This window comes from Thermogemmatispora sp., assembly GCF_019683635.1.
Taxonomy (GTDB): Bacteria; Chloroflexota; Ktedonobacteria; order Ktedonobacterales; family Ktedonobacteraceae; genus Thermogemmatispora.
This window is the reverse complement of record NZ_JADGIA010000002.1, coordinates 76,454-92,326: the sequence shown is the minus strand read 5'-3', so window position 1 is coordinate 92,326 and position 15,873 is coordinate 76,454. Positions and strand designations below refer to the sequence as shown.

The window sequence follows — 15,873 nt, the reverse complement described above, 5'->3', positions numbered from 1 at the left end:
GTCCGCCACTCCCTCCCCTCGCGGAGAGGGCGTTCGACTTGCATGTGTTAGGCACGCCGCCAGCGTTCGTCCTGAGCCAGGATCAAACTCGCCATCCAGAAGATCTATCTGAAAGTCTCCTCACCTGGAGACTCTCATTGGCATTCTGGTAAAGGCTAGCCGCCTGTAGACCCAGGTTTCCGGTCGTCACTCAACTCAAAGCCTTATCACTCTTCAGTTGTTCAGGTGCACCTGGCACTACGGCCATGTGATCCAGTGAGCACCCGGGGCAGGTTTGGTGTTGTTCCTGTGTTCCCGAGTGCAGTGGAGATGATAGCACTGTTTGGCGCGGCTGTCAAGGGGGTTAGGCGAGGAATTTGGGAAAAAATCAGAAGGTCATCCCCCGCCGGGCAAGCACGCTGCCTGCCAGGAGCGGGGGAGGCCGTCGCTCCTCCGCCGATGCGGCGGAAGTTTCTTGCTTCTTGAGACTTATCCCAGCTCATGCATTGCATAGACCCAGAGGGGAAGACGATGCTCTCGCCCCTCGCTTTCTGAACCTTGCTGCTGCTCACACTGATAGCTATGGAGAAACTGGTGCAATTGCCGGCTATGCTGGCTATCAAGCACGTAGCGCCGCTCAGCGATTTCAACGATCAATCCTTCGCGGCTGGTTCGAAAGACGAGCGATCCCAGCACCAGACTATCGCGCTCCATATCGCTCTGCTTGTTCCTCCTCCTCGTCGTTCTCTCTGTCGGTCCGCCGCTCAGGCGAGGCGGGCCTGCTAGTGGACGGGCAAGAGTCTCCCGCTATGGACATCGTAGATGAATCCAACAATCTCACTTTCTTTCAGAAGGAAAGGAGAAGAGCGGAGCAGGGCGATGTCATCGCGCACCGACTGCTCCAGATCCTTAAATGGCAGAAAGTCGATCGTCGAGGCGTCCACGCCGAATTGCTCCTGCAGGCGCCGTTGCAGATCAGCGTTCTCGAAGGTGAGCATGCCACAGTCGGTGTGGTGAATGACCACGATGGTCCTGGTCCCTAGTAGCTGCTGAGAGATGATGAGTGAGCGCAGAGCCTCCGCCGTGCGTCCCCCAGCGTTGCGAATGACATGGGCATCGCCTTCCTCTAATCCCAGGATACGCGCCGGATCAATTCGCGCATCCATACAGGTGACAATCGCTAACTTTTTGGCTGGCGGCAGCGGCAGCTCTCCTTTCTGAAAGGTGGCAGCATAACGCTCGTTGGCCGCTAGCAGCTCCTCGATCAGCGACATGGCTACTCCCTATAGCGACTATTGTTGACTTAGTTGATCTACTAAAACAACTTGCTCTGAGTATAGGCCGGCAAGAGACGACTGTCAAGAGGGAGATCCAAAAGGAGGATAAAAGAGGTCAATGGCGCACGCTTGGCGTGGCTGACCATTGACCTCTTTTTCAGTCAGGCTCCGACTGGCTGCTTTCGAGCGGTGGTGTGAGGGGCTGAGACGGTCAGTGGTGATCGTGCGGGGGCTGTCCATCCTGCTCTAGATAGTAGCTGACTACCAGGGCCGCTCCCACTCCCAGGGGGATCAGGCCCGGCAGCAGCCAGGGGCCGAGATGAAAAGGGGCTGCCGTCAGCGCCGATGGAAGCATGAAACCCAGGGGATAGAGACCAAAGGTCAAAGCCAGACCGACCATCATGGTAATCAGTCCCGCCCGCAAAGCTCGCCGGTTGCGGCTACGCCTCTGCAGGCTCTCCAGGTCTAGGCCGCGGGCAATCAGCGCCATGCGCTCTCGATGGTCAAGATAGCGTAGCAGGACGATAAAGCCACAAAAGATGATCAGGGCCAGGAGCCAGCCCAAAAGGGCTGCCAGGACGTTCGATGACATGCATCTGACCTCGTTACTGTTGCCTCGCGTGTATAATATATAAGATAAGTCGGTTGAGAAAGGGTCTTGCACTACGAATTTGTTTCGTTCCTGGCCGAGCTTCGCTCTCCAGTCGTACCAGGCTTGATGCACAACCTATGGACGAGGATCTGCTGCATTCCGCTCGCAGCCTGAATCTCCCCCTCTCCAGCGCTGCCCGCGCTCGCCTGGAGCAGGATGACGCTCAGCTCGTCAGAGCCAGCCAGCACGGGGACCGCGAGGCTTTCGCTTTGCTGGTCCAGCGCTACCAGCGGCGCGTCTTTAATATGATTCTGCGCATGCTGCAGGACTATGAGGAGGCTTGCGAGATTACACAGGAGGCTTTCCTGGCCGCCTGGCAGGGTCTACCGACCTTTCGCGGCGAGGCCCGTTTCCCTACCTGGCTCTATCGCATCGCCTATAATTGTTGCCTGCGCCAGCTTGAACAGCGCAGACGCGATAAGGCTCTCCAGAACGCTATGCAGGAACAGCAGCTCCTGGATGAGGCCGGTGGCCAGCGATGCCAGGCTGAGTCTACCCTCGAAGCTCGTGATCGCCAGGCTCTGGTCCGTGAACAACTGGAGGCGTTACCTACAAAGTACCGCATTGTTCTGGTACTGCGACACCTGCAGGAAATGACCTATGAGGAGATGGCGGAGATTCTGATGATGCCAATTGGTACCATTAAAACTCACCTCTTTCGGGCCCGCAATCTGCTCAAGGAGCGTCTACAGGCCCAGCGCCAGGCAGATTCCCAGAAAGCGGAGGTGACGAATGCGCTGCAGTGAGGCTGTCTCCCAGCTCCAGCTCTATCTTGATGGGCGCTTGCCCAGTGAGCGCTTGCAGGCGCTGGAGAGCCATTTGGCGCGCTGCACCCGCTGCCGCGCTGAGCTAGGGCTGCTTGAGGAGGTGGTGCAGCACCTGGAGAGCCTCCAGCCGATTGCCGAGCCAGAGGATCTCTCTCTGCGTATTATGGAGCGTGTCGCTCGAACTCCCCAGCAGCAGCCCGCCTCGATCTTGGCCCAGCTGCGCCCTTCCCCGGGCGAGCTGCTGGCCGCCGCCCTGCTGGCGACAATTGCCTCCCTGGGCAGCCTGTTGACTCAGCCAGCTGTCCTGCGCCTCCTTCCCCTGGAGGGTGGCCCGCTGTTCGGCCTTCTGGCCTCCGCTACCCACCTGCTGCAGACGATGGATACGACGACCCTGATGCTGGTCTGCTGGATAATGGGCACGCTGATAGGCATCTGCATCACACTGCTGGTAGCCGGGGAGGAAATGCGTTCACGCTGGCTGCGCGCCGTCTGGGAGCGCTTGCCTGTCCTGCACTAAGCTGCAGTGCCTCTGGTACCCGGCAAGCTCAGAGGTTGCCTGCTGTCCTCTCCCTTCTTTTCAACGTCTAAAGGTGATGGATCACTCTGGGTCTGCACGGTTTTAGCGGGGGTGTGTGCCTCTTGCTCTTGATCGTTGGCGCTCTCTGGCCATCTGGCCTGGATCACTGCAGCGTCCGCCCTGATTGCGTTGCAGTGAATTGCTCTGCCTGATCTTCCTACGCAGCGCGCTGGTCGCAGCATGCTGTCTCGATCGCGCTGCCTGGCTCTATGAGCTAGCCCTTGCTCCTAGCAGCAAAAAAAAGGCACTGGTTTTTTTCAACCAGTGCCTCGACAGGTCGGGGCGAGAGGATTTGAACCTCCGACCACCACAACCCCATTGTGGTGCGCTACCGGGCTGCGCTACGCCCCGCCATTGACAACTGCAGTATAGCAGAATGGCTTTTCCTTTGTCAAGCCCTGGTCCGCCCGCCCGGTAGTGCCTCCTCGCTCAGGGCCGATGGCGCTGTCAGGTCAGGCATCGAGCGCCTGGACTGTAATGGCCTCGCGCCCGAGCAGTTCCTCAAGTTTTGCATGCAGCTCTGGCGAATAATGCATCGTGTTATCGCGTGGACGCAGGCGCACACGCCAGTGGCCGTTCTCGATGATCAGCTCATAGCGGTCGCGTCCGGGCCGCTCCTGGATGTAGCGGTAGAGATCTTGCAGTTTGATGAGGTCGTCAGAGATAGCACGCTCGCTCTCGCCGCCGGTGCGGAAGCGCAGGCAGACCTGATGGCGGCGGCGATTCAGCTCCTCCTCGGCAGCCTGCAACGGTTCGATCTCATCGCAGATCAGCGTTGGCTCATCGCGACGCATCTGCACCTTTCCCCGCACCAGGACCACCGCTTCTTCAACCCAGCGATCGGCGGTGCGATCGTAGACGCGCGGGAAGACCGTGACCTCGACCGTTCCTGTCAGGTCCTCCAGCTTCGCCACGCACATGGTCTCACCCTTCTTCGTGGTAATACGCCGAGCCTCCAGAATGGTGCCCCCGAGCGTCACTTCCTGGTTCTCCAATTCTTCGCTGAGCTGGCCGGTCGTATGGGTGGTGCGCTTGCTCAGCAGATCGCTGATATAGGCGAGGGGATGGCGCGAGATATAGGCGCCCAGCAGCTCCTTTTCCCAGTTGAGCAACTGCTTACGCGGGATCTCGGGTGTTTCAGGATTGAGACGGAAGGCGAAGCTTTGCTCGACGCTCAGGCTCTCGCCAAAGAGACTGATCAGTCCCTTTTCGCGGGCGGTGCGCTCGCTCTTGCCGATCTGCATGGCCCGCTCGACGGCTTCCAGCAGCTGATGACGCTTACCATCGCCCAGGCTATCCATTGCTCCGGCTTTGATCAGTGTTTCGATCACGGCGCGGGTCACCGTGCGTGGGTCGACACGAATGCAGAAGTCGGCCAGATCGCGGAAGGGGCCACCCTCGGCGCGAGCCTTCAGGATCTCTTCGATGGGACCTTCGCCGATACCTTTGATCGCCAGCAGGCCAAAACGGACACCGCCGTTTTCGACGGTAAAACCCTTCTGGCTGGCATTGACATCCGGTCCCCAGACAGGGACGCCGAGGCGCTTGCATTCGGCTACAGCATTGGCGATCTTCTTAGCATCGGCAGCCTCGGTTGTCATGGTGGCCGCCATGAACTCAGCGGGATAGTTGGCCTTGAGATAGGCGGTATAGTAGGCTACGACTGCGTAGCTGGCGGCGTGGGCTTTGTTGAAACCGTAGCCACCGAAGGGCAGGATCAGCTCAAAGAGCTGCTCGGCCACCTCGCGCTTCATGCCATTCTTGAGACAGCCCTCGATGAAGTCACCCTTGTAGCTCTCGACCTCGTCCATCTTCTTCTTGCTGAGAGCCTTGCGGAATTTATTGACCTTGCCCCATGAGAAGCCAGCCAGGTGGACGGCGATCTGCAACACCTGGTCTTGATAGACAATCACTCCGTAGGACTCTTCCAGCCACTCCTTGAGGCGCGGATCAAGGTAGCTCACCTGTTTCTTACCATGCTTGGCGGCGATAAAGTCGGGAATGCTGTCCATGGGCCCGGGACGATAGAGGGCCACCATCGCGGTGATGTCTTCGATGCAGGTCGGCTTGAGCTGCTTGATGTATTCACGCATCTTGGCACCTTCAAGCTGGAAGATGCCGGTGGTCTCGCCTTCGGCAAGCAGGGCGAAGGCGCGGGCGCGTTTCTCGTTCAGCTCCCGGCTGCGCTCGTCGCTCTCGGGTAGAGGATCAAGCGGCAGCTGCTCCAGGATAACCTCCTCGCCGCGCGACTGCTTGATGAACTTGAGGGTGTTGTCGAGAATGGTCAGGTTGGAGAGGCCCAGAAAGTCGAATTTGATCAGGCCCAGTTCCTCCAGATGGACCTGCTCGTATTGGGTTTTCCAGCCCTGCGAGAGATCTTTCGGGTTAATGGCCTGCAACGGTACAAAGTGCTCCAGTGGCTCGTTGGCGATGATGACACCAGCGGCGTGGACACCGGTGCCACGGACCGAGCCTTCGAGGGCCATCGCCTGATCGATTAGCTCGCGCGCCGTCGGACTCTGGTCGTAGAGGGCACGCAGCTCGCGAACACTGTCAACGGCGCTGCGCAATGTAACCTTGGGTCCTGCCGGGATCAGACGCGCAATGCGGTCACCCAGCTCCTGCTGCCCCATGACACGCGCTACGTCACGCACCGAGTTTTTGGCGGCCATCGTCATGAAGGTGACCATCTGGGCTACGCACTCGTGCCCATACTTGCGCGCTACATAGTCGATGACCTCCGCACGCCGGTCATCGGGAAAGTCCATATCAATATCGGGCATGTCCGAGCGCTCAGGGTTCAGGAAGCGCTCGAAGAGCAACTGGTAGCGCAGCGGATCAACATTCGTGATGCCGAGGACGTAGGCCAGGAGGCTGCCCGCCGCCGAGCCACGCGCCGAGCAACGAATGCCGTGCTGGCGCGCGTAGTTCACGAAGTCCCATTCGATGAGGAAATAAGGAACAAAGCCTTTCTGTACAATCAGGTTGAACTCATAGTCAAGTTGCTGCTTGATGCGCTCGGTCATCTCGCCGAAGCGCTCTTTGACTCCCTCCAGACAGAGATGATAGAGGTAGGCTTCCTGAGAGGGGAACTCAGGGGGAATAGCATAGGCCGGCAGCGAGGCTTTATAGGCCAGCGGATCTACCTCGCAGGCTTCGGCGAGGCGCACCGTATTCAGCAGTGCTTCCGGCAGATCAGGGAAGAGCCGCAGCATCTCCTCGGGGCTGCGTAAGTAGAATTCGTGACTTTCGAATTTGAAGCGCCGCGGATCGCTAAGCTGGCTCTGAGTCTGGACACAAAGGAGTACCTCGTGGGTATGAGCGTCTTCCGCAGTGACATAGTGCAGGTCGTTGGTGGCGATCAGGGGCACACCCAGCTCCCGATGCAGCTCGTAGAGGCGCTTATTGACGATCTCCTGCTCGGGATAGCCACTATGCTCCTGGATCTCGAAATAAAAGTTCTCCGGGCCAAAGACATCTTGATACCAGCGAATGATCTTGCGCGCCTCGTCGATCTTGTCATGGATCAAGAGCTGCGGGATCTCGCCCCCCAGACAGGAGGAGGTGGCAATCAGCCCCTCGCCATACTGCTCCAGACAGCGGCGGTCGATGCGCGGCTTGTTGAGATGCACCCCCTCGGTATTGGCGATGGTCGTCAGCTTCATTAAATTGCGATAGCCTGTATAGTTCTTAGCCAGAAGCAATAAATGGTTATAGTCCTCTTTATAGCGCTTGGTGCGATCATGAAGATCTTCAGTTAGATAGGCTTCCACACCGATAACAGGATGAATACCTTCATTTTTGCAGGCTTTATAGAACTCGATGGCCCCGTACATGACGCCGTGGTCGGTAATGGCCAGATGCTTCATGCCTAGCTCTTTTGTACGCTTGACCAGGGCGTTGATGCGGCTGAGGCCATCAAGTAGGGAGTACTCCGTATGGACATGCAGATGGGCAAAGTCAGGAGCCATGACTGAATATCTGCCTCCGCCGTAAGAATTTCCAGTACTTCAGGATAGAAGGCGCCATCTGCGCTGTCAATGTGACCATCGGCCTATGACCTGCGTCCCGCCTGCACCTGTTTCAGGAGTAATTCCTCCCCCACCCTCTGCTTGCTGCCTTCCGACAACGGTTGTGTCCCCTTGACATAGCAAGCATTCGCTATTACACTTTACCTTGTAACCGGTTACGATACCGGTATCGTAACCGGTAACGTCTAGAAGGCGATAGCATGGCAGAGGCTGCATGCAAGACGCAGTGAGGCAGGAGCATGAGCACGCGCATGACGATCAGCGATATCGCCCGCCTGGCTGGTGTCTCCAAGGCCACGGTCTCGCGGGTGCTCAATCACAAGCCGGACGTTGATCCGGTGACGCGCGAGCGCATCTTGCGTATCATGGAAGAACACAATTTTGTGCCGAGCGTGGCCGCCTCGGGCCTGGCCGCTGGCAAGGGCCACCTGATCGGCGTCCTGGTGCCGGCCCTTACCTGGCCACTGATCCCTGACATCATGCGGGGCATTGCCGAGGTCGTGGAGGAGACCAACTATGAGCTGGTGCTCTACAGCATTAAGACCAGCAACCATGAGCGTGACCGCAGTGACGTCATTAACCGCATTCTGGCGAATCGCCTGATCGCAGGGCTGCTGGCGATTTTCCCGGGCCAGTCAGCGCGTCACCTGCCTGCACTGCAGCGGCAGGGCCTACCTGTGGTCTTGCTTGACGATCAGGGCCTGCCGCCCGAGCAGCTTCCCTGGATCACGGCAGATAACCGCGCCGGCGCCTATGCGGCAACACGCCACCTGATTGAGCTTGGCCATCGGCGCGTTGCTCATATTCAAGGGCCGCTCAAGTATCAGGTCTCACGCGAGCGTTTCCAGGGATATTGCGAGGCTCTCCAGGACTACGGCATTCCCCTGGACCCGTCGCTGATCCTGCAAGGCGATTTTATGCCCCCAGGAGGCCGGGCCTGTGCCTGCCAGTTCTTTGCGATGCCAGCGCGTAGCCGCCCAACGGCGATCTTTGCCGCCAGCGATCTAATGGCCTACGGCGTCATGGGAGCAGCCGAGGAGTTTGGCCTGCGCATCCCCGAAGATGTCTCGCTGGTTGGCTTCGATGACATCTCCTCGTCTGGCCATATGCGCCCGCCTTTGACTACAGTGCGCCAGCCGCTCACGGAGATGGGCCGTTGCGCGCTAGAGCTGCTGTTATCGCTGTTAGAGACCCCGGATCGCCCTGGAGCGGCTCTGCTGCGCGCATCGCCGCTGTTGGCACACTTCGCTGGCTCGTCGCAGTCGCAATCGCAGACAGCGATGACCGCTACGATTGAGAGCGCTGAGCCGCTGCGCCTCCGCCTGGCGACGACGCTTGTGGTGCGGGCGACGACGGCTCCTCCTCCTTGCTATGCCCGCTTGTAGCCACAGCCATGTCGTGGCGATCTCGCTACTGGCGCAGCAGCCAGATCAAGCGGACCAGGATGCTGGCGCCTCTCTCTCGCTGGGGTCACGATCAGGGCAGACCTTCTTGCCCCAGGCGCTCACCAGGTAACAGAGACCGGTGAAGTCTTCAGCGAACATTTCCAGGAGGGCGCGGCGATAGAGGTCGTCAAATTCAGCCGGGGTGGTAACTCCCGCTTCCAGGAGGAAGGGACGGATCAGCAATAGCTCGACTTCGTAGCCGCGACAGAGAGCTTCATGGGCTTCGCTGCCAGCGGAGAAGTCCAGGACATAGGCCCGCTGCTGAATCTGGCAACAGCCGGCGTCGCGCAGGAGGGAGGCGAGCCGCGGCAGGATGCCGAGATGATGGCTGGGCGGCGGGAAACTGCGCCCTGTACGTTGAAAGGCTCGTCTGGTCAACTCCTGAAGCTGCGTAAAGGCCGCGCCGTTGCTTATCGGTCGCTCAAATTCGGTGAGCCGCAGGATGCCCCCAGGTCGACAGACACGTGAAGCCTCATGCACAACTCGTGGCCAGGTGGCAGGCGTGAGGAGGCCCGTCAGGTCGCGGGCATTAACGAGATCAAAGTCGTCGTCGGGCAAGGGCAATGGCTCCAGGAGATCCATGACCTCAAAGCACGCGTTCCTCAGCCCCTGAACCTGGGCCTGGGCTCGCGCATACTGGATGAGCGTCTCGCTGATGTCTATGCCCGTGACTCGCGCCCACGGATAGCACTGGGCCGTTTCCAGTACCCAGCCCCCAGGTCCACACGCCAGATCCAGAATGCTTTCCAAGTGCCGGCCCTCGACTCCTTCCGGCAGAACTCCCCCCATGACCTCATTGACCAGCCTGTCGCGCAACATGAGGCGCGCCGTCTCTGCTGCGTTCTCCGCATCCAGTACGTAGCCGCAGCCTCTCAGGATGTGGTTCTGGGAAGCCACCATGAAATGCACTCCTTCATTCACCTCAAACGCCAGTCCTACGGGGTAAGATTGATATCTGCCCCGACTTCACGAGAAAATAGTCTTTTTCTTAAAGCAGAGTTTTACTGCATAGTAGTATAAGCTGAAAGGTTATTCTGCATCAAGATATTGTACTGCAAGATAGCAGTTATCGGTCACCGAAGCTCTGCCAATTCTGATCTGTAGAAAGCATAGCAGGCTACCCCTCCATAGCCTTGCCAGAGGTTACCCGAAAGTGCTACAATGAGGCTGTTCCATTCAATGGAAACAGCAATCTGTCCCCTGGACGGGACGAAGTGTGGGTAGAAGCACCGTGACCGACTACCATATTGAGGTACGGGCAACCTCGCCGCAGTATGACATCCCGGCCCAACAGCTTGCCCGTGAGCTGTCTTTTCTCTCGCGTGCCAGGCTGCCCGCGCTGGCCGCCCTCGGTGAGAGTCTTCCCTCCCTTTTTCTCCGCACCGCTCAGCTCTACTCTCTCAGTGGAACTTGCTCGCCGGAGGAGATTACACGCCTCGCCCGCGAGCTGCTGATTGATCCTGTCACTCAGACCTTCTCTTTGTTGCCTTCTGCTGGGCGCTCTTCCTCTGGGGCTACTGGTCATATCATAGACGTATTTTTTCTTCCAGGCGTCACTGATACTCTGGCGGAAAGCGTCTTGCTTGCCGCTTCACTGCTTGGAATCGCCGGCCTGGAACGAGTTGCTACGGGCCGGCGTTATTTTCTGGATGAGCGCTTAAGCCGGCAGGATGTGCGAGCAATCGCCGAGGCTTTGCTCTATAACCCGGTGATCCAGTTCTATCGCTTGCTGCCAGCAGAGGGCGAGCGAGCTGCCGGCAGCTCCGGACGTTCAGCTCCTCGTCTATCCTTAGCTGGTCCTGCTCCCTCCCCTTCCTCTCCCCCCCACGTTGCTCGCCTGGCCCTCTCTGAAATGAACGTTGAAGAACTGAGCAATTTGAGCAGGCAGAGAATGCTGGCGCTGACGGTAGAGGAGATGCAGGCGATCCAGGAGTATTTCCGCCGGCAGGGGCGCGCTCCGACCGATGTGGAGCTGGAGACGCTGGCGCAGACCTGGTCGGAACATTGTTCTCACAAGACGTTTAAGGCCACGGTTGTTTATCGCGAGCTGACCCCCGCCGGGGAGACCGCGATCGAGGAGACGATTCCTGGCTTGCTGCGCTCTTTCATCATGCAGGCGACCAGCGAACTGGCTCGCCCCTGGGTGGTCTCAGCCTTCAGCGATAATGCGGGGCTGGTGCAGTTCACGGATGGCTATGATCTGGCTTTCAAGGTGGAGACGCATAATCATCCGTCGGCGATTGAGCCGTTCGGGGGGGCCAATACGGGGGTCGGCGGCGTGATCCGCGATGTGTTGGGGGTTTCGGCTCGCCCCATCGCCTGTACTGATGTGCTCTGCTTCGGGCCGCCCGATACGCCAGTGGAGGAGCTACCCCCGGGTGTACTGGCTCCGCGACGGGTAGCCTCGGGGGTGGTGAATGGGGTACGTGACTACGGCAATAAGATGGGCATCCCGACAGTCAACGGGGCGGTGCTCTACCATCGTGAGTACCTGTGCAATCCGCTGGTCTTCTGCGGCTGTCTGGGCTTGCTGCCTCATGGAAGCCATCCACGGGCCGTGGAGCCGGGCGACCTGGTGGTGGTCCTCGGCGGTCGCACAGGACGCGATGGGATTCACGGTGCAACCTTCTCTTCCGGCGAGATGAGCAGCGAGACACAGGCAGTGGCCGGTAGTGCGGTGCAGATCGGAGCACCCATCACGGAGAAGAAGGTGACCGATGTAGTCCTCCAGGCCCGCGAGCGCCGTCTCTATCATGCCATCACCGATTGTGGAGCGGGTGGCTTCTCGTCGGCGATCGGTGAGATGGGCGCCCAGACAGGGGTGCGGGTGGACCTGGCGCGGGCGCCGTTGAAGTATCAGGGACTGGCCCCCTGGGAGGTCTGGCTCTCGGAGGCTCAGGAGCGTATGGTGTTAGCTGTCCCTCCCGCCTGCCTCGATGAGCTGCTGGAGTTGTGCGCGCTGGAGGAGGTGGAGGCAACAGTCCTGGGCGAGTTTACTGCCGATGGGCGGCTGACGGTCACCTGGGGTGAGGAGGTGGTAGCCGACCTGGAGATGGTTTTCTTGCACGAGGGCCGTCCTCAGCGCACCCTGGAGGCCCTCTGGCAACGGCGCCCTCTCACAGTCGGGTCAGCGACGGCCTCGCCGGAGGCCCTCCCTGATGCGGCTGATGTCCTGTTGACGCTGTTGCGCCACCCGACGATTGGCTCGAAAGAGGGAGTGGTGCGACGCTACGACCATGAGGTGCAGGGGGCGACAGTGCGCAAGCCGCTGGTGGGGCGCGCCGGCAATGGTCCCGGCGATGGGGCGGTCTTGCAGCCGCTGCTAGAGGACCTGAGCGCGCCGCGTGCCGGGGTGGTGCTGACGAATGGGATTAATCCACTGTACGGCAAGATCGATCCCTATCATATGGCCCTCAACGCGGTGGATGAGGCCCTGCGCAATCTGACAGCTCTGGGCGGCGATATCGAGCGGGCAGCGCTGCTGGACAATTTTTGCTGGGGCAATCCTGCCGATCCTGAGCAGCTTGGGATGCTGGTGCGGGCGGTGCGTGGCTGTTATGACGCCGCTTTGGGCTTTGGCACTCCTTTTATCTCGGGCAAGGATAGCCTGAATAATGAGTATCGCTTTGGTGAGCGCCGTCTGCCGGTGATCCCCACGCTGCTGATTTCAGCACTGGGAGTGATTGAGGATGCTTCCCGTACGGTCGACATGGCCCTGAAGGCGGCGGGCAATCTGCTGTATGTGGTGGGCCTGACGCGCAATGAGCTGGCGGCCTCCCATTATGCCGAGGTGGTGGGCCCGGAGCTGTTGCCAACAACGGCCCTGCCACAGGTGGAGCTTGAGCAGGCGCGAACAACGATGAAGGCCCTCGGGGAGGCCATTCGCCGCGGCCTGGTGCAGTCCTGTCACGATCTTTCGGAAGGGGGACTGGCAGTAGCGGCGGCGGAGATGGCCCTGGCTGGCCTGCTCGGCGTGAGTCTCGATCTGGCACGTCAGCCGGCGACCGGTTTGGAGGAGCTGGCCGAAGGATTTCGCCCTGCTGTGCTGCTCTTTAGCGAAAGTCCCTCGCGCTTTCTGGTTGAGGTGGCTCCAAGTCAGCGCGAGGCTTTTGAGGCCCATATGCGGGCTGGGGGTGTGACAGCGCTGGCGGCTCTCGGCCATGTGACAGCCAGCGGGCGTTTTGTAATCAAACACGGGGCGGAGACACTGATCGATCTTTCAATCGCTGAGCTGCAGGCTGCCTGGAAGGGAGAGTTGCCATGAGCGTTGTGCCGCGCGCTTTGGTGCTGCGTGCGCCGGGCATTAACTGTGAACGCGAGACGGCTTATGCCTGTCGTCTGGCCGGCTTTGAGACGGAGCTAGTCCATATCAATAGGCTGCTGCGCGAGCCAGAGCGCTTGCTGAGCTACCATTTCCTGGTATTGCCTGGGGGCTTCTCATATGGCGATGATCTGGGGGCCGGAACGTTGCTGGCCAAGAATCTGACGGTGCATTTGGGGCGGCAGTTGCAGCGCTTTGTGGAGGAGGGCCGCCCACTGCTGGGCATCTGCAATGGTTTTCAGGTGTTGGTGCGCGCCGGCTTGCTGCCACATACTGACTGGAGGAATCTCCGCCAGACGGCCAGCCTGACCTTCAATAGCTCGGGTCGCTTCGAATGCCGCTGGATCTCGCTGGTGACGGAAAGTAGCCGCTGTATCTTTACGCGCGGCATTTATCGCCCCCTGGAACTGCCTGTAGCGCATGGCGAGGGGCGCTTTGTGATAGCCAGCGCAGAGCAGCTAGAGGAGCTGCGCCAGCACGAGCAGATTGCGCTACTCTACGATGGCGATGGCTATCCGGCTAACCCTAACGGTTCCCAGGCGAACGTGGCCGGCGTCTGCAATCCGGCGGGGAATGTGCTGGGCCTGATGCCTCATCCCGAGCGCTATGTGCGCGCGCTGCAGCATCCACAGCAGCGCAGTCCAGCTGATGGTCTCTTGCTTTTCCAGAATGCCTTTGCCTACGTCTGTCAGCTGCTGGGAATAGAGCCGCCAGTGGTTCCTGCCGAAGGCAGTGAAGGTAGCGATGAGAACAGCAGGCGGCGCATGTGGACGGCGCGTCTGGATGGTGAGCGTGAGGGTCGCGAGCAGCCTGGGCACCTGCGCACGTCTGCGACGATGTCGGCTTCAACGAGCGGAGAGCGAGGACGCACAGCGGCGGTGGCCGTGGTAAGACGCGAGCCGGCGCCAACCTCTCTCTCGTACGCAACGAGCGGGGTCAATATTGAGGCGGGTGAACATGCTGTTGAGCTGATGAAGGCAGCGGTGCGCGCTACCCACGGTCCCGCAGTGTTAGCCGGTGTGGGGGCCTTTGCTGCTGCCTTCCGGGCCGAAGCGCTTAAGGAGATGCGCGAGCCAGTACTCGTGGCTACCACCGATGGGGTGGGCACCAAAACACTGCTGGCGGTCCAGATGGACCGCTTTTCAACGATTGGCTACGATCTGGTCAACCACTGTGTCAATGATTTGCTGACCCAGGGAGCAAGGCCGCTCTTCTTCATGGACTATCTGGCCACGGGCCGGCTTGACCCTGAGCAGGCGGCAACGATTGTGGCAAGCGTGGCCCAGGCCTGTCAAGAGGTTGGTTGTGCCCTGCTGGGAGGAGAGACCGCCGAGATGCCCGATATGTATGTGCCCGGTAGCTTTGATCTGGCCGGGACACTGGTCGGAGCAGTTGAGGCGGCGGAGCGCATCGATCCGGCAACGATTCGCGCCGGCGACGTCTTGCTCGGGCTGCCTTCCAGTGGTTTGCATACCAATGGCTACTCGCTAGCGCGGCGCGTCTTTGCCGCTTATCCGCTGGAAACAGTCTTTCCGGAGCTGGGGGAGCCGCTGGGCGAGGCTCTGCTGCGTCCCCATCGCTGCTATCTGTCGGAGATTATGCGCCTGCGCGCCGGGCTGGGGACAGCTCTGAAGGGGCTGGCTCACATCACCGGCGGCGGTTTCCAGGGTAACGTTGTGCGCATTCTGCCGCCAGGTACGCAGGCGGTCATCGAGACCGCCTCCTGGGCGGTGCCTCCACTCTTCACGCTCATCGCTCGCTTGGGCCAGATCAACGATGCCGAGATGTATCGTACCTTCAACATGGGCCTCGGCATGGTGCTGGTAGTTGCGCAGGACCAGGTGGACCAGGCCCTGCGCCTGGTGCCCGAGCTGGTACCAATCGGCGAGATTCGTGAGGGCGAGGGAGTCACTCTGACCTGAGTGAGAAGCGTCTTTCTGAGACCAGGATCAGCCTATTCATTAGCCCGCTGAGGGAGCTTCCACCGTGGCAAACCCGCAGAGCACAAGATAGAGCAAGAAAGGAGCAGATACTAGCATGAGCACTGGGAATGAGGAGCAGGTGACCTTTGGGCCTCTGCTGGCAGAGGGCAAGACCAAGCAGATCTATGCCCACCCCGAAGACCCCAATCTGGTCTATATGGTCAGTAAGGACCAGATCACGGCGGGCGACGGGGCACGTCGCGACGAGCTAGCCGGCAAGGGGCGCTGGAGTACTATCACAACGGCCAATGTCTTCCGTTTGCTGAACGCGGCAGGCATTCCTACCCACTTTGTGCGCCAGATCAACGATACCACACTGCTGGTGAAGCGCTGCCAGATGGTGCCCATTGAGCATGTGCAGCGCCGCATTGCCACCGGCTCCTATCTGAAGCGCAATCCCGAGGTCAGCGAGGGGACGCGCTTTGACCCTGTGGTCATTGAGACCTTCTTGAAGGACGACGCGCGCCACGACCCGCAGATCTGGGACGAGGATATTATCAGTATGGGCCTGGCCACCGCCGAGGAAATCGCCTGGATGGCCGAGCAGGGGCGCCGCGTCTTCGAAACCCTCGAACGGGCCTGGGCGAGCGTGGACGTCACGCTGGTCGATTTGAAAATTGAGTTCGGGCGCGACAGCGAGGGAAAGCTGCTGGTCGCCGACGTGATCGATAACGATAGCTGGCGACTCTGGCCCGGCGGCGATAAGAATCGCATGCTCGACAAGCAGGTCTACCGCAATCTCAAGGAGGTCACCGAGCAGGATCTGCAGGGAATCGCCGATCGCTATGCCCTGGTGGCTGATTTGACCGGAAAACTTCGCATTTGATCTACGCTGTAGGGCG

The 15,873-nt window shown here is 60.0% G+C and carries 11 protein-coding genes, 1 tRNA gene and 1 rRNA gene; 6 read left to right on the top strand and 7 right to left on the bottom strand.

The window, feature by feature from the left end:
* From IRZ31_RS00740 to IRZ31_RS00725, 4 genes are all read right to left on the bottom strand, one after another.
* Nucleotides 1-98 (bottom strand): 16S ribosomal RNA (locus tag IRZ31_RS00740); the annotation flags it as partial.
* A gap of 370 nt (nt 99-468) precedes the next feature.
* Nucleotides 469-693 (bottom strand): hypothetical protein, encoded by a 225-nt coding sequence (locus tag IRZ31_RS00735; RefSeq protein ID WP_297148475.1) that lies wholly within the window; start codon nt 691-693, stop codon nt 469-471.
* 68 nt (nt 694-761) lie between these two features.
* A complete protein-coding gene (locus tag IRZ31_RS00730) occupies nt 762-1,253 on the bottom strand; it encodes a carbonic anhydrase (RefSeq protein WP_297148473.1) in 492 nt (163 codons plus the stop codon).
* A 214-nt stretch (nt 1,254-1,467) separates the two neighbouring features.
* Nucleotides 1,468-1,848, bottom strand: a complete 381-nt coding sequence (locus IRZ31_RS00725) for a DUF6249 domain-containing protein (protein ID WP_297148472.1) — start codon at nt 1,846-1,848, stop codon at nt 1,468-1,470.
* A 137-nt stretch (nt 1,849-1,985) separates the two neighbouring features.
* Here IRZ31_RS00725 and IRZ31_RS00720 point away from each other — a divergent pair, with 137 nt between their 5' ends.
* Nucleotides 1,986-2,654: a sigma-70 family RNA polymerase sigma factor gene (locus IRZ31_RS00720; protein ID WP_297148470.1), complete on the top strand. Its 669-nt coding sequence runs from the start codon at nt 1,986-1,988 to the stop codon at nt 2,652-2,654.
* The gene (locus tag IRZ31_RS00715) at nt 2,641-3,192 is read left to right on the top strand and encodes a zf-HC2 domain-containing protein (protein ID WP_297148468.1); all 552 of its coding nucleotides are present in this window, start codon (nt 2,641-2,643) and stop codon (nt 3,190-3,192) included. Before IRZ31_RS00720 ends, IRZ31_RS00715 begins: the two co-directional genes overlap by 14 nt.
* A 337-nt stretch (nt 3,193-3,529) precedes the next feature.
* Here the strand turns inward: IRZ31_RS00715 and IRZ31_RS00710 are convergent.
* Nucleotides 3,530-3,603: transfer RNA gene (locus IRZ31_RS00710), tRNA-Pro, on the bottom strand.
* A gap of 101 nt (nt 3,604-3,704) precedes the next feature.
* Nucleotides 3,705-7,223, bottom strand: coding sequence for a DNA polymerase III subunit alpha (locus IRZ31_RS00705; RefSeq protein ID WP_297148465.1), 3,519 nt, complete (start codon nt 7,221-7,223; stop codon nt 3,705-3,707).
* 299 nt (nt 7,224-7,522) lie between these two features.
* Between IRZ31_RS00705 and IRZ31_RS00700 the strand changes: the two genes are divergently transcribed.
* Nucleotides 7,523-8,668, top strand: a complete 1,146-nt coding sequence (locus IRZ31_RS00700; RefSeq protein ID WP_297148463.1) for a LacI family DNA-binding transcriptional regulator — start codon at nt 7,523-7,525, stop codon at nt 8,666-8,668.
* 45 nt (nt 8,669-8,713) lie between these two features.
* On the opposite strand, the gene IRZ31_RS00695 is transcribed toward IRZ31_RS00700, so the two are convergent.
* Nucleotides 8,714-9,628: a class I SAM-dependent methyltransferase gene (locus IRZ31_RS00695; protein ID WP_297148461.1), complete on the bottom strand. Its 915-nt coding sequence runs from the start codon at nt 9,626-9,628 to the stop codon at nt 8,714-8,716.
* Between the two features lie 316 nt (nt 9,629-9,944).
* Here IRZ31_RS00695 and purL point away from each other — a divergent pair, with 316 nt between their 5' ends.
* The 3 genes from purL (at nt 9,945) to IRZ31_RS00680 (ending at nt 15,857) form a co-directional block, all read left to right on the top strand.
* Nucleotides 9,945-12,992 (top strand): phosphoribosylformylglycinamidine synthase subunit PurL, encoded by a 3,048-nt coding sequence (purL, locus tag IRZ31_RS00690; RefSeq protein WP_297148459.1) that lies wholly within the window; start codon nt 9,945-9,947, stop codon nt 12,990-12,992.
* Nucleotides 12,989-14,971 (top strand): phosphoribosylformylglycinamidine cyclo-ligase, encoded by a 1,983-nt coding sequence (gene purM, locus IRZ31_RS00685; protein WP_297148458.1) that lies wholly within the window; start codon nt 12,989-12,991, stop codon nt 14,969-14,971. Before purL ends, purM begins: the two co-directional genes overlap by 4 nt.
* 139 nt (nt 14,972-15,110) lie before the next feature.
* On the top strand, nt 15,111-15,857 hold the full coding sequence (locus tag IRZ31_RS00680) for a phosphoribosylaminoimidazolesuccinocarboxamide synthase (protein WP_363325618.1): 747 nt from the start codon (nt 15,111-15,113) through the stop codon (nt 15,855-15,857).
* Nucleotides 15,858-15,873: the final 16 nt, after the last annotated feature.